Genomic DNA, 26,096 nt, shown 5'->3' on the forward strand with positions numbered 1-26,096 from the left:
CTGGAAGGTCATCTCAAAACGCTTTCGGACAGCTGAACGCGGAAAGTGCGGGAAGAAGGAAGGGGACGGGGCCCGAGCCGGCCTGCAACGTATAGGCGACGTCGCGTCCGCCGATCACGAAGCGCGCCTCCATATTGCCTTCGCTGCCGGTGACGGCCGCCTTGTCCAGCAGCCGCTTCAGCGCCCACGGACCATCGAACTTGATGGCGGATTCGCGGCCCGGCATCTCCGGCGTGAGGCTCAAGCTGGCGGACGAGGACGCCGTGCCGTTCGGCCAGGACAGCGTGCTCGGCGTGTTGCCCGCCTGGCTGCTCTGGACGGTCTGTCCGTCGACGTCGAGCACCGCTTGATCGGCGTCGCCATGCAGCGAAAACGGCGTGAAGGTGAGGCTGATCGAGGGCACCGATCCGCCCAGCGGGAAAAAGGCGGCGCGGATTTCCGCCGCCAGCTGGAAGTCCTTCAAGGTCGACTTCGAGAGGTCGCGTCCGAAGCGCGCATCCTGTTTCCAGTTCCAGTCCTGGCCGGTCATGTCGATCATCGATGCGAGGTTCTGCGCGAAGAACCGGTCCATCACGCCGCCCGGCGCGAACAGTTTGGCGAAATCCGCCATCGCAATGTCCTCGGTGCCGTTGCTGGCGAAGGGATAGCGGCCGTTGACAGCCTCCTCGCAGGGCTGCGTGACCGTCTGGTCGAGCGCCTGATTCAAATTCGCCACCGAGGTCTCGGTGACGTTGCCCTCGAACTCGTCGGCCGTCGCATTGACCATGCGGGCAAGCTGTTTTGGCAGACGCGAGACATTGGCGCGCAGCGTGGCGATCTGAAGCTGCAGGTTCGCGTTGATGCGTTCCGTCTGCGAAGGGACGTCGGCCGCCAGTTTCAGGCTCTGGTGGATGTCGCGGAAATTCTGGGTCAGCGCATCGATCGGCCGGCGCCCGGCGGGACCGCTCACCAGAGCTTGGAACGACCTGAACTGCGCATCGATGTTGGCGCCGGGATGATGCTGGCCCTGTGTGCCCGCGGCCCCTGTGCCGGCGCGGCTTTGCGATTTTCCGCTGCCGATCTGCAGGCCGATGCGAGCCAGGCCCCTGGCGAAATCCGCAGTGTCCTGCGGCTGGTTTCGAGCCGTGCCGGTGTCGGCCTCGCTCCCAGGGTCGGGGTCTCGGGTCAGGGCCGTTTCGTCGGCGATCGCGGTAAAAAGACGGTCGATCGGCGAACCTGGCGAGGAGGCAGCGGACAGCGCGATGTAGTCCGGCTTGTCCTTCAGCATCGCCTTGAATCTCAGTTGGTCAAGAATGGCGTTCCATGCCGCGGCGAATTCCTTGCCGTAGCGGTCGAGCAATTCGGGGCCGAGCTTGGGCAACTCCTGGTCGATGCCCCCCTGTTCGCCGCCGCCGCCCAGGACCCACTGGTCGTCGACCAGCATCTGCGCCATGCGCGAGAGCTGCCCGAGGTAGAAGTCGGTGAAGCCGGCATGCGTGTAGAGACCGGGAACGCGAAGATCCGACAGCTCGCTGCCATCGATGCGTTCGAACAGCAGCTGTGCTTCCGGGCCGGCTTTCGCGGCGACTGAAAAATCCTGCAAGGCCGCCGCGTAAACCGCCGATTTGATCAATGCCGTGGCACGATCGGCAAGGCTCATGCGTCCGAGCGAGCGCTGCGCGGCTTCGATAAGCGGCTGGTTGAGTTGGAAGACCGGATCATAGGCATCGTCCAGCGCAAGCATAGCGCGCAGATGCTTTTCGAGCTGCGCCCGTCCCTCGCGGTTGTTTTCGCCCGGATACCGGTTCTGCTCCCAATCCTGCTTCATCCAGGAAACGATCAGCTCATCGTCGACCTTAGGCGCCTTGCCGCCCAGCATCAGATAGATTTTCAACGGTTCGTAGAGCGCGGCCGGATCGGCCATCTTGGCCTGGATCGTCCGCTCGGCCTGGATGAGGAGGCGCGAGCGGAACGTTCTCTCCAGCGCCTGCCTATAGGCCGCCTTTGACGCAGAGAGCAGTCTTTCGCGCTGGCTGAGGCCGAAGCTTTCCTCGACCGATGCCGGCATGTCACCCGTTTCATACCCTGCAGGCAGGTTGCGCAGCTGGTCGAGCGGGCCGATGACGTTCTCGAGGTCGACGTCGGTGACCGTCGTGCTTTTGAGCAGCGCGTCCGCCGTCTGGCGATATTGGCTGATGGCTTGCGTGGTGGAGGCGATCAGCGACCTGTTGGCGGCGAAGCTCAGCGCCAGCGTGCCCAGCACCGCGGCCGCGATCAACGCAATCGCGCCAAAGCCGCCATATCTGGCGAACGCCGCACGCCGCTCCGCTGCCCTGTCGTAGGAGACCCAGCCGGACTCGGCGAAAATGACACCGGTCAGCAGGTCATGCAGAAAGAAGCTCTTGCCGGTGCCGGAAAGATGCGCCTGGGAAGCGCTGCCGAAACTGCGGCCGATCGTGCCGAGCAGCTGATCGATCGGCGTTCCCTCCTGCGTGCCCGAGGAGAAATAGAGGCCGCGCAGGGTGACGTTCACCTGGCTGCGCGCCGGATCGAATGTGCCGGTGACAAACCCGGCAATTCGGCTCCTCAGCGCGGCGAATTGCGCCGGAAAGCCGAAGATGGCGATGCGCGCGACCGGATCGGCTTCTTCCTGCAGGCGGTCGGGGATCTCTTCCGCCAGTCGGCTTGCCAGCGCGTCGAATTCCGCGGCGGCCTCGCCGACCATGTTCTTGTTGCGATCCGCCGTCTGGAATGTCGCGCCCCAGACCTTGCGTCGGCGCGCCTCGTCGAAGTCACCGAAATAGTCCATGAAGCCTGAGACAAGGTCGGCCTTGGTGAAAAGCAGATACACCGGAAACTGGATCTTCAGTGTCTCGTAGACTTCGCGCAGACGACTGCGGATCTCCGTGACATGGGCCTCGAGTTTCTGATCGTCGAGGCTGATGAGATCGGCCAGACTAATTGCCAGAATGACGCCGTTGATCGGTTGCCGGGCGCGGTGTGTCTTGAGCAGCGACAGAAAGGCGAGCCAGCTGCTCTTGTCGCGTTGCGCGTCGGACTCCTGCATCGTGTAGCGCCCGGCGGTGTCGATCAGCACGGCCTCGTCGGTGAACCACCAGTCGCAGGACCGCGTGCCGCCAACGCCGGCCACCGGCTGGGCATCGCCCGAACCGGCAAGCGGAAACTTCAGTCCCGAATTGACCAGCGCCGTCGTCTTGCCGGCGCCTGGCGGGCCGATGACGATGTACCAGGGGATTTCATAGAGGAAATTGCGCCTGCCACTCGAGCGCTTGAGTGTCGCGATTGCCTCGGTCATGCGTGCTTCGAGCACCTGCGCGTCGTCAATCCTGTCGCGGCTGCCGGCAATTGCGGTTTCGAGCGCCTTTTGCGCCTTTCGCGTTCGCCAGAAACGCCAGCCCCAGGAGAACGCCGCGATCGCCACGATCACGCTGATGATCGTCGCGCGCAGCCAGACGGGCCCCAGCGGCCGCGAGTCGGCGAAACGGATCAATGGCCCGGCAAACCACACGGCGGCCGAAAAGCCGGCCAGCGTGAGGATGCTGACTATCCGCAGCAGCCAGGTCATCGGCGGCGCCTCCAGCGGGGCGCGCTCACAGTGTTTCCTCGCGCGGGATCATCACGTCGACGCGGCGGTTCCTGGCGCGGCCTTCCGGCGTCGCATTGTCGGCGATCGGCTCGTCTTCGCCCTTGCCGTCGACTGCGATGCGCGAAGCGTCCTTGAATTGCGGTGCGATGATGGTTTCGACGGCCTTGGCCCGGGCGACGGAGAGGTCGAAGTTGGATTTGAACGCACTCGATTTTTTCGGCTTCACATTGTCGGTATGGCCGACAATTCTGATTGGTCCCCGTTCGGGGTCCAGGGCCGCGCCGATGTCCGCGGCAATCGCGTTGAATTCGGGCTTCACCTCGGCCTTGCCGGGCTGAAACAACACAAGATTGTTGATTTCCACGACGATGAAATCGCCCTTCGTGCCGACGCTCAAGCCGCCGCCCTCGATCTCCTTGGCCAGTGCCGAGCGGATGCGGTCGAGCTGGGTGCCGGCGGCGGGGGCGGGCGGGGCGACTTTCACCGGCTTGGTCAGCGGCGCCACACTGGCGCGCTCTATGGTGATCGGCGTCGGCGGATTGAGCGCCAGCAAATCGCCGGCGAGCGCGTCGCCCTCATCGGTGATGACCACCCGCAAGGCGAAGAATGCCGCCGTCAGCAGCGCTGTCGCGGCGGCGGCGACGGCCCAGAGCGGCAGCCGGGCCGAAGGCTGCGCCATAGTTGCCGCCAGGCCTTGCCAATGGGGCGAAATATCCTCGCCGTCCCGCGGCTTGAAGTAGCGAAGCGTCTCATAGACGTCGCGCCGGACGCGTTCGAGATTGTTGTCCTCGCGCGGCAAGCCGCGATACTGGCCTTCGAAGCCGAGCGACAGGCAGGCATGCATCAGTTCGAGCAAGTCGTAATGCGTTTCCGGCTTGGCCAGGATCTTGTTCAGCGCCTCGTAGAAGCCGGTACCGGCGGGTTCGACATGGAAGAAACGCAACACCATGCCGTGCCGCGCCCAGGTCTCCTCCTTGGGCCAGGGCAGGTTGCCGACGAGATCGTCGACCGTTTCGCAAAGAGCAAATTTCGCGATCCGCGCATCCTCATCGGCAACGCCGGATTTCTCTATTGTCCGGCCGAATTTTTCGATCGCTTCGGCGATGTGTTCGGCAAGCGGCTCCGCCTCTCTTTCGACCGGGATAAGCCTGAGCTGGCCAAGCAGCATCAGCAAGGGTGCCGCCGCGGCGAGGATCGGGTTTTGAGCCGCATATTTGACGCTGTCGGCGGCATCGATCAGCACAGCCTGCTGCACGGCGGGCGCCGGCTGGACCGGGGGAGCGCCCGCGACACTGCGTGCGCCTGCGGTTCCGGGTGGCGCCCCTTGATAGATCACGGTTCCGGAGGTCCAGCCCACCGGCGCATGGCTGCCGACGCCAGGATCGAAGACCGTTGATTGCTTGACCTGCGCCGGCTGCCCGCCATCGGCACCGGGTTCCTGGGGAACCGGCGCCGGTTTACGCTCGCGCCGCGGCGCGCGAATGACGGTCTTGCCCGCGGGGCCGAAAGGATCGTCCTTCGAACTCATTGCCGATCCGCAGTCCACGTGCGGCGCCTGCGTTCGCGCCAGAGTGGCGAAAAACGGTCCCTGGTCAGGTGTAGGAAATGCGCGCTCCGCTGACGAGGGCAGTGTCCGGAGGAAGAATGGCTACAGAACGCTATCCCGCCGTAACATGACATTTGCCGCAGACCCCCAGGTCAATCAGCCGTACCCGCTTGGCGAACTGTCGTATGTGATCGTAATCTCAGAGATCGCCGATGGGAAGGACGCAGTAGGCCTTCTTAGCGGGCCATGCATTGGGCATGGTTTCCGGGTTCTTGCGGCGGGCTTCAAATTGCCAGTCTATTTCTGCTTGTCGGCCTTGGCATAGGCCTCGCTGAAATAGGCCAGGAACACATCCAGCATGCCGTTTTCGTGGGCTTCCTCCATGCTCCGCCATGTCGCGACAAGGGCATCCCAGGCCTGGCTCTTCTTCGACGTGAAAGAGGCAGGCGGCAGTTTCCTGGCCACCGCTTCGGGCGACAGATCGTCGAGCAGCCGGGAGAGCGCGGCCTGCATGGCGGCATAGGTGGCGAATTCATGCGTCTTCAGATCGCGGAAGGCGTCCTCGACGCTGTGCCTGGCGTCGAGATAGCCGGCCCTGCGCCGTGCGAACATGATTTCAAGGATGTCGTCGGTTCCAGGCACGAACTTCAGGGGATTGTTGTCCGTGGCGCTGATCATCGTGCGGTGCGTGCTCTTGGCCAGGATTTTCGCGGCGGCACGGGCTTTCAGCAGCATCGCTAGTTCCTCGACCACCGTGCGCAGCACCGCGCCGATTTCAGCGGCAACCTCATGCGGGTCCCGCGATTGAAGCAAGTCCGGCGAGATGCCGGCCGCGATGGCGATTTCGCGCAGCAGCTCGTCTCTCGTCGAGGCGAGGGACACGGGCTGCAGCGACGGTGCCGCCACCGGCGCTCGCTCCACCGGGCTGAAAGAAGGCCTGTCCGCGAAATCCAGCGGCCGGCCTGTTGGGCTCGGCATTTCCCGTTGCGTCGAGCCATGGCCTTGAGGATGACCGGTCGCGGCGTGTTCGTCGTCGATCGATACGAAGATGACATAGCGGCCGATCAGCAGCCGGTCGCCATGAGCGAGCCGATGTGGGCCGGCCATGCGCTGGCTCGAACCGTTGATGAAGGTCCCGTTGCGCGAGACGTCGTAAAGCCAGAACGCACCTGCCTGGTAGCGGACCTCGCAGTGCCGGCTGGAGATGAACTTGTCCGGGTCGGACAAGGTCCAGTCGCAATTTTCGCGGCCGATCTCGAAGCTGCGGTCACGGGCAGCGTAGCCGGGCGAGATGTCGGCGGGCAGGGCGTCGACGTTGTTGATCTGGAGACTGATGAACATCTGCAATAGCCGCGGACCGCTGATCGATACTTCGCCATTCTAGCAGCTTGTGAGCATGGCGGGACAGCCGCGTTTCAGCCCGCCGATCGCTCGAGCCTTTTACCGGTTTTAACCTCACTTCAGGGCAAGGTTCGGTCGCCGCTTGTTCTTTTTGGCCGGCGGGAAAACATATGCTAGGCTGAACAAGGCCTTGTGTGACGGCCCAAGAAGCTTCCGAACGTGATGCGCTTAACATAGCGGGAACTTCAAATCCATCACACTGGCGGCCGCGTCCTGGAGGGGCACGACCCATGCCGAACGAACGTGCCACGGTTGTGCAGACGCCGGTTGGCGCCGAACTGTTGACGTTTACCCATCTTGTCGGGCGCGATGAGATCAGCCGCTGCTTTGCCTATACAGTGGGTTTCGTCAGCACCAGCCAAGATGTCGATCCGCTGAAAATGCTGGGAGGCACCGTTTCGGTCGAAGGCGAATCCGATCCAAAACGCTGGTTCAGCGGGCTGATCTCCGAGTTTCGGCTGACCCGCATCGAGGACCGGCTGGCCTACTACGAAGCGGTCGTCAGGCCGTGGTTCTGGTTTCTCGGCAACACGACGGATTGCCGTATTTTCCAGAAAAAAAGCGTTCCCGACATCGTCAAGGAGGTCTTCAACGAATCCGGCATCGCGGACTTCAATCTGCGCCTGCAAGGGTCTTATCCGCCGCGCGAATATTGCGTGCAATATGACGAGACCGATCTGGACTTCGTGCAGCGGCTGCTCGAGCATGAAGGCATCCTGTATTTCTTCGAGCACGATGAGGGCAAGCACACGCTTGTGCTCACCGATGCGATGAGCAAGCTGAAGCCGGCGCCGGGCTACGACAAGGTGCCGTATCATTTCGAGGGCCAGGGCTCGCGGCGCGACGTCGAATACATCACGGAATGGATTCCGGGCAGTTCGGTGCGGCCAGGCGCCTACGTCCACACCGACTATGATTTCGAGAAGCCGGGCGCCAGCCTAATGGCCAAGTCCGCCCAGCCGTTCAGCCATAAGCAGGCCGCGGGCGAGAACTACCGCAACCCCGGTGCGCATCTCGATTTGGGGCGGGGCGACACTTTAGCTGCGATCCGGCGCGAGGAAATTCAAGCCGTTCACCAGCGCATTTCAGCGGTCGGAACGGTGCGCGGCCTGTTTTCGGGCTGCACGTTCAACCTGGAAGGCTTTCCGCGCGAGGACCAGAACCAGGAATATCTGGTGGTCAGCGCCGAATACAGGCTGTTCGACCCCGGCTACAGGGCTCTTTCCGACGTCGACAGCGAGAACTTCAAGGTGATCCTCGGGCTGGCGCCGACCGCCTTGCCCTATCGCCCGCCACGCATCACGCCGCGGCCGATCATGCGCGGGCCGCAGACGGCGACGGTCGTCGGCCCGTCCGGGCAGGAAATCTTCACCGACAAATATGCCCGTGTGAAGGTGCAGTTCCACTGGGACCGCCTGGGCAAGAAGGACGAGAACAGCTCCTGCTTCGTGCGGGTCTCGCAGACCTGGGCCGGCAGCAACTGGGGCTTCATCCAGATACCGCGCATCGGCCAGGAGGTCATCGTCGACTTCATCGAAGGCGATCCCGACCTGCCGATCATCACCGGCCGGGTCTACAACGCCTCGCAGATGCCGCCTTACGGACTGCCGGGCAACGCGACGCAATCCGGCTGGAAGTCGGACTCCTCACTCGGTGGCGGCGGCTACAACGAGCTGATGTTCGAGGACAAGGCCGGCTCCGAACTGGTCAATTTCCAGGCGCAGAAGGACCACAAGCTTCTCATCAAGAACGACCGCACCAAGCTGGTGCAGCACGACCAGTCGGACCGGATCGACCACGACGCCAAGCACTCCGTCGGCCACAACCTCGACGAGGACGTCGGCAACAACAAGACGGTCAAGGTTGGCGTCGACCAGACCACGAATATCGGCAACAACGATACCGAGACGGTGGGGGTCAACCGCTCGCTGACTGTCGGGTCGAACGAGACGATCGGTATTGGGGCGAACTCGACGGAGACGATCGGGGCCAATCACACGCAGACCGTGGCGCTGGTGCAGACGATCACGGTGGGCGCGGCACGTGTGGATTCAGTGGGCGCGGCAGAAACCCGAAGCGTTGGCGCCGTCCAGACGAATCAGATCGGCGCATCGCGCTCGATGACGGTGGGGGCCGGACAGACGCACACGATAGGTGCGGCGGACAGCTGGACAATTGGCGCCGCCCAGAGCGTGAAGGTCGCCGCGGACCAAAGTTTCGCTATCGGTGGTGCGCAGTCGTCGCAGATCGGCAAAGCCAGGTCGGCAAAAATCGCCGCTGACGACGCGACCGATGTCGGAGGCGGTTACGCGCTCAAAGTCGGCAAAGGCAGCGGTATCCAGATTGCCGAAGACAGTACCATCAAGGTTGGCAAGAAGCTGATGATCGATGCTACCGACGAGATCACGCTGGTATGCGGCGACGCTTCGATCAACATGAAAAAGGATGGCACGATTTCCATCAAGGGTAAGGATATCCGCATCCAGGGCAGCGGCGATGTCCAGGTCAAAGCTGACGGCGACGTCAAGATCAAGGGTAGCAATGTCTTCAATAACTGAAATGACTGGACGCGACGAATCGGTCGAACGCATCGACGGGGTCGTCATCGGGCTGTTGATCGGCTTCGAGGATGGCGCGCCGCTGGTGGTGTTCGTCGGCAATCCGGGCGAGACGGCACTCAGGGCCCGCAGCCTGGCGAGGCTCGACTCCTCGTCAGTAGGCGCGGAGGTGGCGTTGCTTTTCGAAGGCGGCGATCCAGGCCGCCCTCTGGTCGTCGGACGCATCGTGGAACCGACACATACAAGCGAACAAATGCAGGTGGTTCGCGACGGCGAAACGGTGACGCTGAATGCTAAGGAGCGCATCGAGCTGCGTTGCGGCCTGGCCTCCATCATTCTGGAGAAAAACGGCCGCATCTCGATCCGCGGCAGTCAATTGAGCAGCCAGGCAAGCGGCGTGAACCGTGTGCGGGGTGCAGCTGTTCACCTCAATTGAGAAGTCCATGCAGCGGATTGCCACGATCCCGGCGATTATCGAGCAGCATGTCGAGGATGCCGCGTTCCTGTGGCACCGTCGTGCGCGGGAGATCGACGGTCCGGTGATGGGCGCCTTCGACATCGGCCGCATCGACCAGCGGCTCGACGCCAATCTCGACGGACTGTTCGCAGCCGGCCAGGCAGCGTGGGACCTCGCGGCGGCACGCTTTGCCGACTACCAGGAGCCGCCCGAACTGTTTCTGTTGGGGGCTCTGGCGTTCGAATGGCAATCCGCGCCCGCGATCAAGTTTGCCCTTGAGAGCGCGGGGCCGCTCGGGAAGCGCGGGCTGTCGGCGCTGTCTGGCGCGGTTGCGCGTAGCGCGCCGGACAAGTTGAAGCCGTTCGTTGCTCGCTGGCTGGATTCGGCAGTCGCAATGGAGCGCGCGTTGGGGGTCGGCGCGCTGCATCATCACGGGGTCAATCCCGGGCCTAGGCTCAGGGAGTTGCTGACCGACCGCGACACCGAAGTGCGCCGCAGGGCGCTGAGGCTTGCGGGTGCGCGGCGGCGTCGGGATGTAATCGCCGAAGTTGTGGCATGTCTTGAGGCGCGTGGCGCAGAGGAACGGCTGGAGGCAGCGGTAGCGGCCTGCCTGCTGGGCGAGGCGCGGCTGGCGCAGCCCGTTCTCGACAAGATGTTGGTCGGCTACCCGGAGCTTGCGGGAGCAGTGATGGAAATCCGGCTACTCACCACGCCGTCGATTGCAGCGCGGAAGTGGTGGCAACAATTGGTCTCCTCCGCAGCAACGCGGGAGGCGGCAGTCGCGGCGAGCGGACTGCTGGGCGACATGGCGGTTATGCCCTGGCTGATTGAGAAGATGCAGTCGCCGGAACTCGCTTATGCGGCGGGGCTCGCGTTGCGCGACCTGGTCGAGATTGACTTTAACGACACGGACGTGTTCGTCACGGAACCGGCTAAGCTCGGGCCGGAGTTCGAGACTACAGAGGCGACGCCGCTGCCCTCCGCTTCGCAGGCCCAAGCTTGGTGGGACAATGGGAGAGGCCCGACGAGGTTCGACAAATTCCAGTCGATGCGGCGGCTGAAACTGGACGCCATGAGGGGAGCGCTTGCCAACGCGGAGATCGCGCTGACCAACTGGCGGCGTTCACACCCGATTCCGGCGTGGATGTGAAGACCCGTCCAGGTACTCAGGACAACGCGATCATGCGCTGACCGTGCTTACAAGCGCGGCGGCACGCATGCCGGCTTCCGATGTGGCTTCGCACATGGCGACATGGCCGGGGGCATAGGCCTTGGCGAAGCTGTCGGCGGCAATAAGCAATGTGAGCGCGCCGGCACCCGCGCCGATGTCGCCCATCGTCATCGCGGGATAGGCCATGGGAAGGGTCTCGCGGCGCGTCCGGTAGAAGCGTGGACGCCCGATCAAGCCCTCCCAGGCGCTATACCGTTCACCATTGTCGTTGCTGACAATAAACTTGATGTCAGATTCAGTTGGGCCCTTGCCCTCGATCGCGGCGCGGCAGGCAGCCACCAAAGCCCGGCCCTGGCTGTGGTTTTCCGACAGCACGGAGTTTTCCTCCAACGCAGCGCCGACACCGTGAATGGCGCATTGGGCGGGCAAATTCTGACCGGTCGAACGGCGCAGGCAGACGACGGCGGCGCCTTCGCCCGGCACAAGGCCTTGCGCATTGTCCTCGGCCTTCAGGCGGTTGGCGGCCATAAGACGGGCGATATCCTTGTCATTCACCAGGCTGTCGACGCCACCCAGCAGAACCTGCTCCACTCCCGGCGTTGCGAGAAGGTCCGCCGCCCGCCCCAACAGCCCGATGCAGGCCGCCGCGCCTCCGTCAACCACGCGCGAGGTGGGATGGAACTTTTCGCGCAGACTGTCTTGCAGGCCGGCAAGAAACGCGCTTGCCGGCTCCTCCGAGAAAGCCGGATGTTCCCGGAATGCCTCCGGCGTCACCAGCAGCAGAGCGCTGGCGCCGGCCGCAACACCGCCCTTTTCCAGCGCCTCGCCCACCGCGCGCGCAGCCATGCTTGTGAGCCACGCGTTTTCGGTGAGGCGAAGAGAATAGTGCGAGGGTATGCGCGAAACGGTCTGATCTTCGCCGAACGGGTCGGTGAGGGTACGCCGCTCGAACGCGGAAAGACTGGCCCGGATTGCCGCTAGCGTCTGGCGCGCATTGAGGCCGGCCGGCGTCACAGCGCCACCGCCCATAACGTAGATCGGAGCCTTCAGCCCAGCCATGTCGCCCTCTCGGCAATCAGCCCGTCGTCTCCGCGTGGGCTGAGATAGGCCTTGCGCTTGCGTCGCGCGAGGAGAAAGGCAGGCGTCACATGGCCGAAGACGATCTCCCTGAGAGCGGGCGTGTTGCGCCTGGTGACCATGGACAAACGCGACTTCAGCGTGACGCGGCGCAAATCGGGCTCGATGATAACCGTGTCGATCCGGAAGGGACGATCCTCCACACGGTCGTCGTAAAGAAGGCGGATCGGAGCCATGACACGCGGCAGGCGGAAGTTCCACCGGTCATCCGGCGTCATGCCGATGACGCTGACCTCTTCGCCTTCGTTCAGCTGCTGCAACTGCTGATCGGCGGGCGCGCAGAGATTGTGGCGTGGATCGAAATCCCTTGGCGGAAGAGGCCACTGATTGTCGATCCAAGCCTGATCGTAAGTGCCCGCTAACGGCAACCTTGGATGCCAGCCGCGGCCGATTACTCCAAACCCGGCCGGCCTTGGCTGATCAGATGGGCTACGGAAAGGCTCATTCGCATAGGTGACATTGGGTGCATGCGTCTTCACAGTCTTGTCCGCGGAGCGGGCGTGATGGAAGCCGACGCCAAGCGGATTACGCAGATCGGTCCTGCCGTTGTCGTCGGTACCCCCATAGGCGCGCTCATAGATAATCGGCATCCTGGAGAAGGGGTGTGGCTGGCCGTACCCGCCCGCATCGTAGAGGCGATCGCCGGTCACGTTGAGCACCTTGCGGATGCTGGCGAGCTTCAACCCGACCTGCATTTCGTGGACGCGCCCTTCGTGAGGCGCATATGCCTGGCCGTTCAAGACAACGTCGATCCCCGGTTTGGTCCACGCGATCTCCCCTTCATAGCGGGTTGACGAGCAGGCAGGATCGCCGAATGGCACGTCGCCGAAGCTCACTGGCAGTTGCTCCACGGCCGGCTGAAATTGCGTGGCATCTTCCCGCATATCGAAGCTGGCCGAGAAAACTGCCAGGAAAACCTCGTTGCCGTCGGCATTTGCCTGGACAAGGCTGCCGGCAACGAACGGCGTGCGATTCTCGATCCAGACCGCAAACATCATGGATCAGCACCAATTGCCATTTTCGTCCTGGCCGATCGGCCAATAGGGCATGCAGGCGACGAGCTTGACCAACTCCATCTCGTTGGCGTCGATCAGCCATTGCAGCAGGAAGATCTCGGCCGCGACGCCAGTTTCTTCGCCCGCAGTGACGTTGACCGTGACGCATTTCAGCCAGTAGCGACGTATCACCCAGACCACATTCGGACTGGCTGCGGCGCCTGCTATACGGTCATTGAAGGCTTTCTCGAGGGCCTTCTCGCGGCTGCCCTGGAGCCCTTCTTCGGTGGAAATGATGTCTGTCCACCATTCAGCCGCAATATCGTAGGCATCCGTCAACTCGGCCACATACTCGACGAACAAGGTTCTGTGCATCGTGCTGGCCTCGTCGTGCTTGCGAGCGACGCGGATATCCGAAGGCGGGGCGACATCACGAGGCTGCGCGAGCAGGCGCCTGATGCCGAGTTCGGAACTGTAGCGTGTGATCAGTGCCACTATTCAACCTCATCGTCGGGATTCATGGCCATTGGCACGAAGCAGAGGCCATCGATGATGGGTTGAAGCTCCGGGGCAAAATGCCGGACGTTGATGATGAGGATTTCGACAGGCCACTCGAAGCTCTGGCTTCGGCCGCTGCTATCAACGCCCCACTTCTCTTCCGGCTCGTCGCCCTCAGGGACTTGCGCATTGTTCCAAGCCACAATCTCAAGATAATGCCTGCGGAAGATCGCCAACACCCGCGGGTGCCCCGCGATCCCCGTCGGCCAGCGCTTCCAGACAGCCTGCCCTTCGTCTGCGACCATGTCCTCCCACCAATCCTCCAACTCGGGCTGGATGGTGAGCAGTTCGCCGATGTAGCTGTCTCTTATTTCTTCTATACCGCGCATCGCTCGTCATCCAAGTTTCACTGGGATATCGTCGATAAAGTTCTTGGCATAGCTTGCGGCCGGAGAGCCTTGCGATGTTGAGCACCTACCACAATGGGGTTTGACCGACTCTGGCGTCGAAAAATGGGCCAAAAATGCGTCGGGCGATTTCTGCATGTTACACCCACCCATCTCCCATGCGACACAAAGCGGCGGTTGATGATCATGGACCATCTCCTGCTTCATCTCGTCCTTGGGAGGAGTTGGAACCAGCTTGGAGTGGCGACCCCGTCTGGTCTTTTTGCATTGCCAACAGGGCTTGCCGTTCACCTTGGCAGCTTGGTCATCGGTGCGTTTGGGACGGTGCGCAACCCGGTCATATTTTTTCGCACACTTCGTGGTCTTTTGATCTTTGGTTAACGTCGCAAGAAACTTGTTGAATGCGGCCGGGTTGATGCAATTGGGCGGCGGATCGCTGGCGGTGTTCTGGTCCATTGTGTCGCCATGACGGTCGACGCCCTTGCCTTCCGCCTTTACTGTGAACGACCACAGCTTGAAGACGCCCTTCCCCTTGATCTTATGGGTTATGACTCCCGCGCCTAGGCCTTGGGTGGCCGGCTCATTACCGGTGCTGGTCGCAATTTCCGACGCATTCTCTATAGCTGTCGGCTCGCCATCGATCTTGACGCTCTTGGTGCCCTTGGTCAGGTCGGATGATGACAGCATATTGACGTAGGGTACCGGAATCGGTCCCGCGGGCGGGGATGGCGGCGAGAGACAGACATCGCCGGGCGCAATGCCTTGGCCGTTGCTGCCCTTGTGGAAAAAGCCCATCTTCTCGGCATAAACGCTGAGACCCATGGTCAGAACTCCTGCGGCACGGCACGCGCCGCGCGCATCGCCGGCAGGGCGTTGTCCGCGAGGTCATGAATGTCAGCGAAGGCAAGTTCACGCACCTCCCAGTCATCCGTCCAGAAGACTATGCGCTTCATTGTGGAGAACTCTCTTGGCGGTTCCAGCGCCCGCAGGCGCGACACGACATACTGCGGGTCCCAATATTCCTTCACAGTCAGTTTGGCGATGTTCGCCATGCCCTGGAACCATGGATCCGTTGCCTCTGGTATCGCGCCAACGCCCACAACAGCGAACGGATAGCGGCGTCCGACACGGTCCTGGCTCATGCGCCAGGCGCCGGCGCAGGGTTGTTCGCCAAAAATCGCGCCCTGGACGACGAAGCGCCAGACTCGGTCGTCGAGGTCCTCACCCTCGTCCGGCCGCGCGCGCAACTCCATCGACATCCACCGGTCCCAGCGGTCGATGAAGGTGCGTGGCAGGTTCGCGGCGACGAAGTCTCCGGTCGCCGGGATCTTGCCGAAAAAGCCGGTGCTCATATCTGCGGCGGACATGTGAATTTCTTGAACATCTCCAGATTGTAGGGGTTCTCGACGCTCGCGGCCTTGAGCTCGAAATCGGCGTACATGCCTTTCGTGCCCAGGCGCAGGCTGTAGACGTCGGAGAGCGAGGTTCCGGTGAAGCGGCCGCCCTTCAGCATCCTCAACCAGGCCCAGCTGCCGGTTTCGTTGAGCATGATTTCGGGCGAACCATCGATGGGCTGGAAGGCGAGCGAGATCACTCCGGTGCCGTCCTTGCCGGGCCAGGTCATCGGTTGCGGCCGCGTCGCGTTGTTGTAGTAGACGAGGCTCTGGCCATCGAGATTGAGCGTCACGCGCGTGACGTTGGGAGACAGGTCCTTCGGTTCGAGCGTGAAGCTCATCACCGGGCCCGTACCGCCGGGGAAAAGATCGTCGCGGATGCGCCTTGCCTGTTCGAATGCCGCCAGCGCCGCAGGGTCGAGGCCGAAGTCGGCGCGCCATTTCCAGGGCTGGCTGGCGGTGTCGACATAGCTGATCAAATGATCGTTGGTGAAGGCGTCGATCAGGCCGGCCGGTCCGAACAGGCGGGCGAAATCGCGGACATTGACATCTACCGCGCTCTCCGGGCTGAACGGATAGCGGTCGTTGAGTGCCGCCTGGCAGAACGGCAGGATGTCGGCGCGCCAGATGGCGTTGAGCTCCGAGGTGACCGCCTTCTGCGTCAGGCCGCTGGTGTCGCCGGCTATGCCGCCCAGCCAGTCGTCGATCGGATCGGGCAGGATCTGCGCCTGCCTGGCGACGGCTCCGGTCAATTCGGCGAGCCCGCCCTGTTTCTTGATGGCGTCCTGCGGATCCGGATTGGCGGTGACGGTCTGCAGCACGTTGGAGAGTGCCGTCAGCGCCACAACGGCGGCGTCGAGCGCCGGCGGCTGGCCGTCGACCTCTGCGATCGCGCCCTTGAGCGGCTTGAAGTGTTCGGCCACCAGGCTGCCGGTCAGGTCCACCTGGTCGGCGGAGCCGGCGCGCGGCAACAGCTTTGCCCCGGTCTTGACGACCTTGCCGAGCTTGCCGAGCTTGCTGAGCAGTTTCGAGCCGCCCTTCGCGGCCGCCTTGTTGTCTCCCGCGGGCGCCTCATCCGATCGGGTCAGATCCGTCTCCTGGATCACCGCCGTCAGCAACCGCTTCAGCGCGGAGTCGGCGCTTGAAAGGTCCTTCAGGTTTTCGCTGGCGACATTCAGGTCGCTCAGTGGCGCCAGCCTCATGTCGCGCAGGAAACTGTCCCATTGCGCGATGTAGTCGTCGTAGTAGAGCTTCAGAATGTCTTCCGACAGTGCCGAGACCGAGGTTTCGGAATTCTCCGAGCAGCCGCCGGCAAACACCGCGCGATCCAGTGCCGCCTGTGCCGCCACATCCTCGACCCGGTCGAGAACGGCATCGTGGAAGCCGGCATAGGTGAAGGCGCCTGAAACGCCGACGCGAAGCGTCTTGTCGGAACGGCGGGCAAAGACCTTGGCGCCGTTGGGGCCGGCGAAATTGGCGGGGATCCATTCCTTGACCGCGGCCACTTCCGGGTCGGCCAGAAGCTGCTTGTAGGCTCGCTGCGGCAACGAAATCGTGCATACCGTCTTCAGCGCCTCGGCGACCAGCGCCTTGTCGGGCGCTATGTAGTTGTCGTCGACCGCCATGCGGCGGATCGCGGCAAGCTGATGCTCCTCCGCATCGGTGGTTGGGAAGGGCGGCGCGGGCGCGAATTCGGGCAGGCTGTTCACCCACCAGTTCTGGGCGAAGTCGGCATCCATCTGCGACAGGCCGGCCATCATGCGATAGGTCTTCAGCGCGCCGAGCATGAAATCCGGATCGCGGATCTGCCGCCACATCGTCGCCTCGAGCAGCGCCACCATGTGCGGCTCGAGAACATTGCGCAGCGCGTGGTCGTAAGTGTCGGCCTGGGCCCGCACCAGTTCCGCAGAGGCCGAAGGGCCAAGCAGATCCTGGACTGCATCCGGCGGCGCCGTGCGCGCGATCGCCACCTCGTCCATGGCGCCGAGGGCGCCGTCGATGGCGGGCTGCTCCACCGATGGCGGGTTCTCGCCGGCCGTGGTCAGCGGCGCCTGCAGCGCCTCGAACTGGCCGGCCTGCGCCGTGATCGCGTTGCGGTTGTCAAAGTAAGACCAGGTGAACAGCCCGCCGGCAAGCAAGGCCGCCGCCGTGCATGCGGCGGCTGCGCCGCGCCAGATCCAGGTTCGGCGGCGCTGCGCCAGCGGGTCAAAGGTACCGAGACCGGCCTCCTTGAAGATGACCTCGGTCAAAAGGTTCTTCAGGAAGAAGCTGCGTTTTTCGATCCTTGGCGCCGGCATGGCGCGTCGCGGCGGCAGACCGAACGAGGACGACAATGCCGCGGTCAGCCGGTCGATGGGCGCGCCTTCCTGGGTCGCCGACGTCAGATAGAGGCCGCGCAGCCAGGCGGCTTCTTCGTAGCGGCTTTCGCCGAACATCGCCTCGATCAGCACCTGGATCGGTTCGGAGAGGCTCGCCAGCTGGGCAGGAAAGCGGAAGATCTCGGCGCGCGAGGCCAGCTTGTCCTCGTCCTCGAGGCGTGGCACCAGCCGCCGCTCGAGTTCGGCCGCCAGCGTGGTGATTTCCCGTTCGATGGTCTTGGCGTCGACGCGCGCATCGAGCGCGAAGGTCGTCCCCCACACCTGCTCGCGGGAGGCCGTCGACAGGCCGCCGAAGAAAGGCTCGAAACCCTTGATCAGGTCGGCCTTGGTCAGCATCAGATAGACCGGTAGCCGGATCTCGAGCCGGTCGTTGAGCTCGGCCAGCCGGCGGCGGATCTTGCGGCCATGCGCCTTGATCGCTTCGTCACCCTCGGAAAGCGTGTCGATCGACAGCGCGACGATCACCCCGTTCAGCGCGCGGCGGCCGCGGTGCTTCTTCAACAGGTCGAGGAAGCCCAGCCATTCCGCCGCATCGACGTCGGGCTGGCTTTCCTGCTGGACATAGCGGCCGGCGGTGTCGATCAGGACCGCGTTCTCCGAGAAGAACCAGTCGCAATTGCGGGTGCCGCCAACGCCTTGCAGATCGTCGGTGAGGTCGATCGGAAAGGTCAGACCGGACTGCCTGAGCGCCGTGGTCTTGCCGGTGGCCGGCGGCCCGACGATCACATACCACGGCATCTCGCGCAGGAACTTGCGCCCGCCCAGCTTGCGCCGTTTCAGTTCGGCCATCACCTCGGCGAACTTGGCGCCGACGGCGGCGACGTTCTCTTCGCCGGGGCCGAGCGGCTTTTCCACCACGGGCGCGGCGATCTCGGCCACAAACAGGCGGTTGGCGCGGATGGCGCGACGCTGGGCGACGATCAGCCAGATCAGCCAGAAGATGACCAGCAGCGCGATGATGACGATGCGGACATTGTCCGAGGCAAATGGCTCATAGGCGCCGACCTTGACGATCGGGCCAAACACCCAAATCACCAGCGAAAGCAGCGTGATGCCGATCAGCGTCCACAGCCAGCGCGATGTCAGGACCGCCCAGAGGAAGCGCAGGATGAACATGTCACAGCCTCTTCTCGACCAGCACCTCGACGCGCCGGTTCAAGGCCCGGCCCTCGCGCGTGCTGTCATCGGCCACCGGGTCGGTGGCCGCGCGGCCTTCGGAACGAACGCGGTCCTGCGGCACGCCGTTCTGCACCAGCATCTCGGCAATGGTCGCCGCGCGCTCTTCCGACAGCCGCTGGTTGGTGGAGAGCGGGTTGGATCTCTGCAGGGGAATGCTGTCGGTGTGGCCGACCACGGTGATCTGCCCGATCAGTTCCTGATTGGCGAGGATCACCTTGGCGATCGAGCCGATCAGCGGTTCAAAACCTTCCGTCAACGTCGCCCGCGACGACTGGAACAGTTCGGGATTCGAGGCCTGGATGACCAGCCTGGCCAGCGAGACGCTCTCGGTGCCGCTGAGCGCCTTCTTGAGGTCGCCCGGCGCGCCGGCCTCGAATTCCGGCAGCAGCGCGAAATCCACGCTCACCGCCTCCGGTGGCGGCTCTTCGACCTTCGGCGAGGCGCGGGTGATGTCGGCGCGACTGGGCGGCGGCAGCGCGCGAACCAATGCGGAAAGCTCGACTGCTTGGCTGCTCAGTCCCATCGACAGCCCGACATGGATCGCGGTGGCGATGACGGCCGCGGCGAGCGCCATCACCCAGATCGGAACGATGAAGCGCTGCGGCTCGTCGGAGGCGATCACGCCTTTCCAGTTTGGCGACAGCGGCGCGCCTTCGGCGTCGGCGTCGCGCAGGAAGCGTGCCGCCGCCACGCGCACGGCATTGATCGAGCGGTCGCCCGAACGACCGGGCACCCGGTACTTGCCGCGGAAACCAAGCGCCAGGCAGTGATATTGCAGCTCGAGGAGTTCGCGATCCCGATTGGGGTGGCGTTCCAGTTCGTCGAGACGGGTGAAGAACTGCGTCCCGGCATCGACGTCGCCGCGCAGCATGACCACAAGCGGCTGGCGCGGCCATGCGCTGGCGCCGCCCCACGGCGTGTTCAGGGCCAGGTCGTCGAGCAAGGCCGCGACCACCCACGCCGCCTGATCGGCCCGCTCCATCGAGGATCCCGCCGCTATCGCCGTGTCGCGGGCGCGAACCAGTTCGTCGAGCAGCCGGGTGCGCAACGCTTCCGGGTTTTCCGGCGGCAGCGCGCTTTCAAGCTCGGGCGCGAATTCGAGCAAGGGCGCGAAGGCGTTGACGAGCGCATTCGGGTGCGCTCGCGCGCGCTTGACCGGCACACCCGGCAGCAGCGGCGCCATCGGCCGCGGCATCGGCGAGCCGGTCAGCCGAATGCGGGTGCGTTCGCGATCCTCCGACAGTCCGAAAGGATCATCCCGGCTCATGATCTCACCTGTTCACCGAGTAGCAGTCCACCTGCGGCTCGCTCGGCAATACGCCGGAGACGCCGATGACGAAGCCGGGAGCATCGAGCAGCGAGGCCCAATGCTCGCTCTTCTGGTCGAGTTCCAGGCACAGCCGGTCGCCGTCATAAGGGATTTCGCGGGGCTGCGAATGCAGCGGCTTCAGCGGAATGCCCGGCAGGCGCGATTTCCACAGGCCCTCGAACTGGTCGGCCGAGCCGACAGTGGCCTGATTGACGAATATCTTGCGCAACGCATCCTCAGACAGCTCCGAGCCGACCCGGATGACGATGCGGCTGGCGACCAGCAGCTTCGGGTTGTCGATGCGGATTTTCCAGACATTGGTCGAATGCCGCATGACGGGCAGCGCGCGCGATTTCGGCTCGATGTAGCGCAGGCTGAGGATGAGCGAGCGCAGCGCATCCGCCAGCGCCGAATAGGCGGGGCCGGGCGCCATGTGATCGTAGGCCGGCAACTCGCCCAGCCGTCGCGCGCTCGAACCGTAGGTCGCCATCGAACCGGCGAGACCGGCAAGTTCCAGGTAAAGCTCGGCCGGATGGAAGACATCCTGCGCCAGCATGTGCGCCAGCCGCGGGCGGGCCGCGTTGGCGAGGTTGAGCATCAAAAGGTCTTCGACGCTGCGCCCCGGTCCGCCGAGCACCATCTTGCCATGCGCCTCGGCGATCTGGTCGAGCCCGGTGACGACTTCGAGAAGCAATTGCCGGTACCAGGCTACGGCACCTGTTATCAGCGTCGGCGGCAGGAATGTCTCGTCCAGCGAGACGCCGCCATCGGCCCGCACCCCCTTGACGTCGGCTATCGGCAGAGCGGTGTAACCACCGACCGACTTGCCGGGCGCAAGCAGCAGCGCCTGCGGGCGGGCGATTTCGATTTCTTCCGCGTCCGACCCACCCTGAACGGCATCGCGGACCGAAACGATCCGCCCATGGTAGCGCGCTCCGGCCGAAGGCGCGTGCGCCGGGTCGAAGCCGACGCCGCCGGCAGGCTCGAGCGGCAGGGCGACGAGTACGGCTCCGGCACCGGTGTCGGCGGTGACCGGCAGCGGTCGCGGCGCGTCCATCAGATCCGGAATGGAGAAAGGGGTGCCGTCCGGGAAGATGCCCCGCGCCGACAAGATGGACACCTGGCCGGCATCGAGCAAGGCCTGGTCCAGCGTCAACTGGGTGAAGCCGAACGTGTGCAGTTGCCCGGCCTGCAATGCGCCGCGCACGGTCGCCTCGAAGAACCGGTCCTGCTGCTGGAAATGCTGGGTCCGCAGAAACAGCCCTTCGGACCACAGCACCCTGTTTGCATCGCTCATGCCGCTACTTCCTGCATCGAGCACCCCTTGCCCTGGCCGCTAGGCGGATATGCCGCCGCTGCCAAGCGTGACGTTGACGGTGAATGTCGAGCCGGCAGAGACCGACTTGGTCGTCCGCCAGTTTCGCCCGCCAGGCTCGCGAATGAGGGCGACGAAGCCCAATGCAGCCGCGTCCGGCTCGACGGTGATGGTTTTGGACGCGGACTTTCCCGGTCCGACTGAGACCTGGTCGGAGCCGACGAGGTCGCCCCCCAGCGCCGAGCCGGCATCGCCCTGCAGGGCGAAATAATCGGCCGAATTGAACTTGCCGGTACTGCGCAGCCGCATGATCAGGACCGTCACCGGCCGATCGCCGCCGCCTGGTCCCGGGTTCATGCCGGCCGCGCCGGTCAGGTTGACCGTGATCACGGACGGTTTCGGCGGGCCGCTCTGGCAAGCCGCAAGCAGCCCGGTCGCACCCAGGGCAATGACAAATTCGCGTCGGTCGATCATGTTTCACTCCTCCTCATATGCGTCACGAAAATCGGCGCCAATTTCGCCAAGGAAGCTCTTCTCCGCGCTCTCGGCGATTTCACGATGGCGTTTCTGGTAAAGTTCCCACAGCTTGGCGCCACGCCCGCCCGAAAGCAGGGTGCCGATCGCGGAATTCGATTTCAGCTCTTCCTCGATCATCGCCGGGTCGAAGCGGTCGATCATCTGGCGCAGCGCTGCCTGCACGCCGCGCCAGGCTCGCACGTGATGCTGCGCAAGATCGCGGACCGCATCGGCGATCGCCGCTTCGCCGGCAAGAAATCCTGGGCTGCGCTCGGCGATGATGGTCACGATCGCGTCGTCGACGGTCGGCAGGAATTTGAGCGGATTGACCTCGGAGGCCCCGACCATCGTCTGGGCGACGCGGGCGTTGCCCTTTTCCTCGGCGCGCTTGCGCAGAAGCTGCATCAGGCCTTCCATCATCAGCCTGTATTCGCGACCGAATTTCTCCATTTCGGCGATGGTGTCGCGTCCGGGGAAATCGGCTTCCTCGACGCCCATTCCGCGCAGGAATGCGCTGCGAAGCGCCATGTCCTCCTGCGGCGCTGCTGCCGGCGGGCGGGCAGGCCGGGAAGCGGCGGCCGGGCGTGGCGGCGGAGGTGGCTCCGGCGCCTGCACCGGCAAATCCCACGGGTTCGTCGGTTGCGGCCGTTCGGCGGCGCGCTCTCGCTGGCCGCCTGGCGAGGCGCCGTTCGCCGAAGCGGGTGGCTCGGCCGGCCCGAAGCCGAAATCGTCCTCGAATGAAGGCGGCTTCGGCGAAGCAGGCTCGGCCGCGCCGTTGAGCGATGGCACCGGGTCGAGGCTGAACGGGTCGTCGAAGGCCGGAGAATTGTGCTGGTCCGCGTTGGCGCGCTCGAAGGCTCCCGGCACAGGCTGCTCAAACGGGTTCGGCAGATCGGCCGGCCGCGGCCGTCGCGGCTCCTCTTCGGTCCTGGCCGAGAAGAAATCGTCGCGGCCGATGCTCACCGGCCCGCGCGACGGAGGCGGCGACCGTTCCGGCATGGCCCGGCTGGCGGCGGGCGAGGGGCCGGTCGGCGTCTGCAGATCGACATGCAAGACATAGTCGCCCAGCCGCAGCCGCATGCCGCTTTGCAGACGGGTCGATTTGCCGGCGCCGAGCGGGCTGTCGGAATCGTTTATAAACAGCCCGCTGCTCGACGTATCGGTGACGAAGTACCCATCCTGCCCGCCCGAGATCTTGCAATGGGCACGCGAGACGAACATGTCGGGATCGTCGATCTGCCAGCCCGCGTCCGCACTGCGTCCGATCACCAGCTCACCCTCGTCCAGCCGGGTCTGCCGCACCGCCTGGGTGCGTGGGCCTTGCTCCAGCGTCAGCAGCAGACTCATGCCGCGACCTCCGCCATGTCCGGCCGCCATCCAACGATCGTCCGCAGCCGCAGATCGTCAGCATCTCCCCTTTCGGCGGGCCGCGCAAGCCAGGCGGTCCGGGCGAGCTGGACGGTTCCGATACGCGGCGGCGGTACAGCTTCGCGCGCCAGCACGATGCGCAGATCGACGTCGAGCGTTTCCCCGATCATCTCGCGAACCGCCTGTTTGAACAGTTTCAGACGCTGGCCGCCCGGCAGGAACGCCTTGAAGTCCTCAAATCCGAGCGGGCCGACGCGCAATTCGATCCGGCTTTGGCGGCTGAAAACGCGAGGGCCGATCGTCGCCCCGCGACCGAGTGCTGCGTAGGCCTTGGCCACGCGGGTCTGGAATGTCGCCGGTATGGTGATCCAGACAGCGACGAACTCCTTGATCTGGACCGGCACCTTGAACGCTTCCGCAAGGAAAAGCGTCAGCCGCTCCGGGCCGTCGACCTGGCTGGCCAGCGATCCGGCCTGGCGAAGCTTCACCGTGTCGAGATCGGGATCCTGGGTGCCGGGAAGGCCGATACCCGCCATCGCCTGGAGCATGGCGCGGACGCGGCCACCGACAGCGCGTTCGACCTGCACCGCCGGATGCGCATCCGCCCATGCCCGATAGTAGAGGGCGATCATGCGGTGCTGAAGAATGTTGACGAAGTCCACGAACGTCGTGTCGCTGGTCTGCTGCGCCTCGGCGCCGGTGAACCAGCGCTGCGACAGACGATCGAGCACCCAGCGCGTCAAATGCAGCGGCATAGGCCCCTCAGGTCCCAGTAGGCCGAGATTTGCCACCGTGACCCGCGCTGGTGTCTTGTCGTCTGCCTCGCGGAAACCTACGACGTCCCTGGCCGAGAAGCTGAGACGCACATGCTGTCCCAGCCTTGCCGGCTCGCGGGCCGGCTGGCCGGTATAGCCGAACAAGCCGCCCTTCTGTTCGAGCCGGCGCAACAGCTCGAAGAAGTCGAACGCCTCGGACAGCCTCCCGGCCTGGTCTGGCTCGACCTTGTCTAGATCAGGTAGCGATTGCCGGGCGTCATCGGCCATGGCACATCCTCCTGCTTCTGCAACAGCCGCGTGCGGGTCCGCACGAAGCCGTTTATGCCGGCGTGGCGGGCAAACAGCCGGGCAAGCAGGCCCGAAAGCAGCAGCGTGCTTTGCCCCGCCAGGACCGACTGGTCCACATGCAACGTCACTTCCGTGCCGCGTCCAAAGCACATCGGCCCGTCGATCCGCAGCCGTTCGATGATCGGACGCGAGTCGATGCGGACGATCGAGTACACGTTGCGGGCGAGGCTCGGATCGCCGCGGTCGGCATAGAGATCAAGCAAAGCGTGCAGCGGGTCAACGCCACGACCTTCCTTGGCAAGGCTGAGGAAGTTGAGCGCGAGCTGCGCCACGAGCCGCCAGGCAAGATTGTCGGTCCGGGATTCTCCTTCGGCGCCGACCGGCAGCGCCGCTGGGATCGCCGGCTGCGGCGGACGCAACGCACCGAGAAGCCTGACCGTTTCGACCGGATCGGCTGTCTCCAGGGTCAAGGTCGGGTTGTCGTCCAGGATCGGCAGATCGCGATTGGTGCAAAGGGCCATGATATCGAGACGCTTGAGCGGCCGGTTCGCCGGGCTTGCGACCGGACGCGAAACCGCCAGGAACACGTCGTCGCCTGTGTAGGAGGTGCGGGTCAGGCCGTCGCGGCGTTCATCCTCGGTCGCCCGGCGAGGGCGCCGTTCGGTCGAATAGACCCAGCCGCTGCCGCGGTTCTGCCCCAGGCTGAACAGTTCGGGGATTTCGGCGTCGTTGCCTTCCGTGTCAGCGTCCTCGACACGGGTGACCCGATAGATTTCGAAGTCGCGCGCCCTTGTGCGGTCGGCATGCAGCACCTGTCGCGTCTTGCGCGCATCGAGTTCGATGACGTTGCACTCTCGTTCGAAGAGATTGATGATCGGCGTCGCGAAGAGTTCGAAATCCGCCGGCGCCAGGTCGGCAAGTTCAGGCACCGGGCGCCGGAACAGGAAGATGACCTCGATCCCGGCCTCGCATCTGCGCACGACCGGCTGCAGCCCTGAAACGCGCACATAGTGGAAGCGCTCGGGCATCATGAAATATTCGCGCAGCAGACGGTAGCCTTCGAATGTCGGACGGGTGCGCGGCATCAAGGCTTCGTCGTCGCCGATGCCGACCATTTCGGGCTCGGGCAGGGGCGATATCGGATTGGTCTTGCCTTCCGCGCGTGCGCCAACCGCCGAACAGGCGCCGAAGATGGCGTCAAAGATCAGCGGCGCCTTGGTGCGCCCGGCGAAATAAAGATCGAGCCGGTCGATCGCCAGTTCGTTGAGCTTGCCCTTTCCGGTCCGCGCCAGTGCGATGCGCAGCGCCGCCACGCCGGCAGTGCCGCCGACCGGCCCGATGCCGGCTGCTGCCAGCCCGCTGCGGTCCTGGAAATAGCTGACCGAAGTGACCGCGATCGGCCACAGCATGACCTCCTGCCCGGTGGTGAAGGTGCAGCGCGTCGAAAGGCCGGGTTGCAGGCTGGAGACCAGCCGCGTGCCACGCTTGACGACATGGCCGGCAATCATCGACTGGACCTGCTGGCCGGGTTTCAACACTACCATCGCGGTTGCCGGCGCCGGCGTGACCAGATCGGGATAGAGGACGTCGAGCACGCTGCGCGAGAAGCGCGAGCGTTCTGCATCGACCTTGAGCCGGGTGCGCGCGGCAAGGAAGGCAACGCCATCCAGCAGCCGCTCGACATAGGGGTCGGGGCAGGGCACCGTATCCAGCGAAAGATTGCGCGCCACCGCCGGATGCATGTCGGCGAATTCCGCTGCGAGCGCGCGGATATGGGTCAGTTCCTCCTCGTAATATTCTACGAAGACCCGATCCAT

The 26,096-nt window shown here is 64.3% G+C and carries 19 protein-coding genes; 3 read left to right on the forward strand and 16 right to left on the reverse strand.

Annotated elements, in window-relative coordinates; all coding sequences use genetic code 11:
- Positions 1-13: 13 nt before the first annotated feature.
- From tssM (AC04SI_RS15555) to tagH (AC04SI_RS15565), 3 genes are all read right to left on the reverse strand, one after another.
- Positions 14-3,565: a type VI secretion system membrane subunit TssM gene (gene tssM / locus AC04SI_RS15555; RefSeq protein ID WP_488474456.1), complete on the reverse strand. Its 3,552-nt coding sequence runs from the start codon at positions 3,563-3,565 to the stop codon at positions 14-16.
- A gap of 25 nt (positions 3,566-3,590) precedes the next feature.
- The gene (gene tssL / locus AC04SI_RS15560; protein ID WP_404278851.1) at positions 3,591-5,114 is read right to left on the reverse strand and encodes a type VI secretion system protein TssL, long form; all 1,524 of its coding nucleotides are present in this window, start codon (positions 5,112-5,114) and stop codon (positions 3,591-3,593) included.
- Positions 5,115-5,429: 315 nt separating this feature from the next.
- Positions 5,430-6,473 (reverse strand): type VI secretion system-associated FHA domain protein TagH, encoded by a 1,044-nt coding sequence (gene tagH, locus AC04SI_RS15565; protein ID WP_404278849.1) that lies wholly within the window; start codon positions 6,471-6,473, stop codon positions 5,430-5,432.
- 290 nt (positions 6,474-6,763) lie between these two features.
- Here tagH (AC04SI_RS15565) and AC04SI_RS15570 point away from each other — a divergent pair, with 290 nt between their 5' ends.
- Genes AC04SI_RS15570 through AC04SI_RS15580 form a run of 3 tightly spaced genes read left to right on the forward strand, consistent with a single transcriptional unit; the run spans position 6,764 to position 10,698 of the window.
- Positions 6,764-9,091, forward strand: coding sequence for a type VI secretion system Vgr family protein (locus tag AC04SI_RS15570; protein WP_404278847.1), 2,328 nt, complete (start codon positions 6,764-6,766; stop codon positions 9,089-9,091).
- 1 nt (position 9,092) lies between these two features.
- Complete coding sequence (locus tag AC04SI_RS15575) at positions 9,093-9,527, forward strand: DUF6484 domain-containing protein (RefSeq protein WP_404278845.1); 435 nt, start codon at positions 9,093-9,095, stop codon at positions 9,525-9,527.
- Positions 9,505-10,698: a hypothetical protein gene (locus tag AC04SI_RS15580; protein ID WP_488474457.1), complete on the forward strand. Its 1,194-nt coding sequence runs from the start codon at positions 9,505-9,507 to the stop codon at positions 10,696-10,698. The genes AC04SI_RS15575 and AC04SI_RS15580 overlap by 23 nt, the downstream gene beginning before the upstream one ends.
- A gap of 30 nt (positions 10,699-10,728) precedes the next feature.
- Here the strand turns inward: AC04SI_RS15580 and AC04SI_RS15585 are convergent, their stop codons facing one another.
- From AC04SI_RS15585 to tssF, 13 genes are read right to left on the reverse strand one after another with little or no spacing between them, the layout of a single operon-like run.
- Positions 10,729-11,778 carry a hypothetical protein gene (locus AC04SI_RS15585; protein ID WP_488474458.1) on the reverse strand — a complete coding sequence of 350 codons (1,050 nt, stop codon included), beginning with the start codon at positions 11,776-11,778 and terminating at the stop codon, positions 10,729-10,731.
- Positions 11,766-12,854, reverse strand: a complete 1,089-nt coding sequence (locus tag AC04SI_RS15590; protein WP_488474459.1) for a DUF2169 family type VI secretion system accessory protein — start codon at positions 12,852-12,854, stop codon at positions 11,766-11,768. The genes AC04SI_RS15585 and AC04SI_RS15590 overlap by 13 nt, the downstream gene beginning before the upstream one ends.
- A gap of 3 nt (positions 12,855-12,857) precedes the next feature.
- Positions 12,858-13,346: a hypothetical protein gene (locus AC04SI_RS15595; protein ID WP_404278838.1), complete on the reverse strand. Its 489-nt coding sequence runs from the start codon at positions 13,344-13,346 to the stop codon at positions 12,858-12,860.
- Complete coding sequence (locus AC04SI_RS15600; RefSeq protein ID WP_404278836.1) at positions 13,346-13,738, reverse strand: hypothetical protein; 393 nt, start codon at positions 13,736-13,738, stop codon at positions 13,346-13,348. Before AC04SI_RS15600 ends, AC04SI_RS15595 begins: the two co-directional genes overlap by 1 nt.
- Before the next feature lie 6 nt (positions 13,739-13,744).
- Positions 13,745-14,578 (reverse strand): DUF4150 domain-containing protein, encoded by an 834-nt coding sequence (locus AC04SI_RS15605; protein ID WP_404278834.1) that lies wholly within the window; start codon positions 14,576-14,578, stop codon positions 13,745-13,747.
- 2 nt (positions 14,579-14,580) lie between these two features.
- Entirely contained in the window at positions 14,581-15,108 is a 528-nt protein-coding gene (gene tagF / locus AC04SI_RS15610) for a type VI secretion system-associated protein TagF (RefSeq protein ID WP_488474460.1), read from the reverse strand.
- The gene (tssM, locus tag AC04SI_RS15615) at positions 15,105-18,644 is read right to left on the reverse strand and encodes a type VI secretion system membrane subunit TssM (RefSeq protein WP_488474461.1); all 3,540 of its coding nucleotides are present in this window, start codon (positions 18,642-18,644) and stop codon (positions 15,105-15,107) included. The genes tagF and tssM (AC04SI_RS15615) overlap by 4 nt, the downstream gene beginning before the upstream one ends.
- 1 nt (position 18,645) lies before the next feature.
- Complete coding sequence (gene icmH / locus AC04SI_RS15620) at positions 18,646-19,974, reverse strand: type IVB secretion system protein IcmH/DotU (RefSeq protein WP_488474462.1); 1,329 nt, start codon at positions 19,972-19,974, stop codon at positions 18,646-18,648.
- Between the two features lie 4 nt (positions 19,975-19,978).
- Positions 19,979-21,313 (reverse strand): type VI secretion system baseplate subunit TssK, encoded by a 1,335-nt coding sequence (tssK, locus tag AC04SI_RS15625; protein ID WP_404278826.1) that lies wholly within the window; start codon positions 21,311-21,313, stop codon positions 19,979-19,981.
- Positions 21,314-21,352: 39 nt separating this feature from the next.
- A complete protein-coding gene (tssJ, locus tag AC04SI_RS15630; RefSeq protein WP_488474463.1) occupies positions 21,353-21,805 on the reverse strand; it encodes a type VI secretion system lipoprotein TssJ in 453 nt (150 codons plus the stop codon).
- Between the two features lie 3 nt (positions 21,806-21,808).
- The gene (gene tagH, locus AC04SI_RS15635; protein ID WP_404278823.1) at positions 21,809-23,194 is read right to left on the reverse strand and encodes a type VI secretion system-associated FHA domain protein TagH; all 1,386 of its coding nucleotides are present in this window, start codon (positions 23,192-23,194) and stop codon (positions 21,809-21,811) included.
- Entirely contained in the window at positions 23,191-24,258 is a 1,068-nt protein-coding gene (gene tssG, locus AC04SI_RS15640; RefSeq protein ID WP_404278821.1) for a type VI secretion system baseplate subunit TssG, read from the reverse strand. The genes tagH (AC04SI_RS15635) and tssG overlap by 4 nt, the downstream gene beginning before the upstream one ends.
- On the reverse strand, positions 24,222-26,096 hold the full coding sequence (gene tssF, locus AC04SI_RS15645) for a type VI secretion system baseplate subunit TssF (protein ID WP_404278819.1): 1,875 nt from the start codon (positions 26,094-26,096) through the stop codon (positions 24,222-24,224). Before tssF ends, tssG begins: the two co-directional genes overlap by 37 nt.

It is taken from the genome of Mesorhizobium sp. CNPSo 4689 (assembly GCF_057784325.1).

Excerpts from the sequence above, each read along its gene's own strand:
- tssM (WP_488474456.1), bottom strand. The coding sequence starts at position 3,565 with ATGACCTGGCTGCTGCGGATAGTCAGCATCCTCACGCTGGCCGGCTTT.
- tssL (WP_404278851.1), bottom strand. The coding sequence starts at position 5,114 with ATGAGTTCGAAGGACGATCCTTTCGGCCCCGCGGGCAAGACCGTCATT.
- tagH (WP_404278849.1), bottom strand. The coding sequence starts at position 6,473 with ATGTTCATCAGTCTCCAGATCAACAACGTCGACGCCCTGCCCGCCGAC.
- AC04SI_RS15570 (WP_404278847.1), top strand. The coding sequence starts at position 6,764 with ATGCCGAACGAACGTGCCACGGTTGTGCAGACGCCGGTTGGCGCCGAA.
- AC04SI_RS15575 (WP_404278845.1), top strand. The coding sequence starts at position 9,093 with ATGACTGGACGCGACGAATCGGTCGAACGCATCGACGGGGTCGTCATC.
- AC04SI_RS15585 (WP_488474458.1), bottom strand. The coding sequence starts at position 11,778 with ATGGCTGGGCTGAAGGCTCCGATCTACGTTATGGGCGGTGGCGCTGTG.
- AC04SI_RS15590 (WP_488474459.1), bottom strand. The coding sequence starts at position 12,854 with ATGATGTTTGCGGTCTGGATCGAGAATCGCACGCCGTTCGTTGCCGGC.
- AC04SI_RS15600 (WP_404278836.1), bottom strand. The coding sequence starts at position 13,738 with ATGCGCGGTATAGAAGAAATAAGAGACAGCTACATCGGCGAACTGCTC.
- AC04SI_RS15605 (WP_404278834.1), bottom strand. The coding sequence starts at position 14,578 with ATGGGTCTCAGCGTTTATGCCGAGAAGATGGGCTTTTTCCACAAGGGC.
- tagF (WP_488474460.1), bottom strand. The coding sequence starts at position 15,108 with ATGAGCACCGGCTTTTTCGGCAAGATCCCGGCGACCGGAGACTTCGTC.
- tssM (WP_488474461.1), bottom strand. The coding sequence starts at position 18,644 with ATGTTCATCCTGCGCTTCCTCTGGGCGGTCCTGACATCGCGCTGGCTG.
- icmH (WP_488474462.1), bottom strand. The coding sequence starts at position 19,974 with ATGAGCCGGGATGATCCTTTCGGACTGTCGGAGGATCGCGAACGCACC.
- tssK (WP_404278826.1), bottom strand. The coding sequence starts at position 21,313 with ATGAGCGATGCAAACAGGGTGCTGTGGTCCGAAGGGCTGTTTCTGCGG.
- tssJ (WP_488474463.1), bottom strand. The coding sequence starts at position 21,805 with ATGATCGACCGACGCGAATTTGTCATTGCCCTGGGTGCGACCGGGCTG.
- tagH (WP_404278823.1), bottom strand. The coding sequence starts at position 23,194 with ATGAGTCTGCTGCTGACGCTGGAGCAAGGCCCACGCACCCAGGCGGTG.
- tssG (WP_404278821.1), bottom strand. The coding sequence starts at position 24,258 with ATGGCCGATGACGCCCGGCAATCGCTACCTGATCTAGACAAGGTCGAG.
- tssF (WP_404278819.1), bottom strand. The coding sequence starts at position 26,096 with ATGGATCGGGTCTTCGTAGAATATTACGAGGAGGAACTGACCCATATC.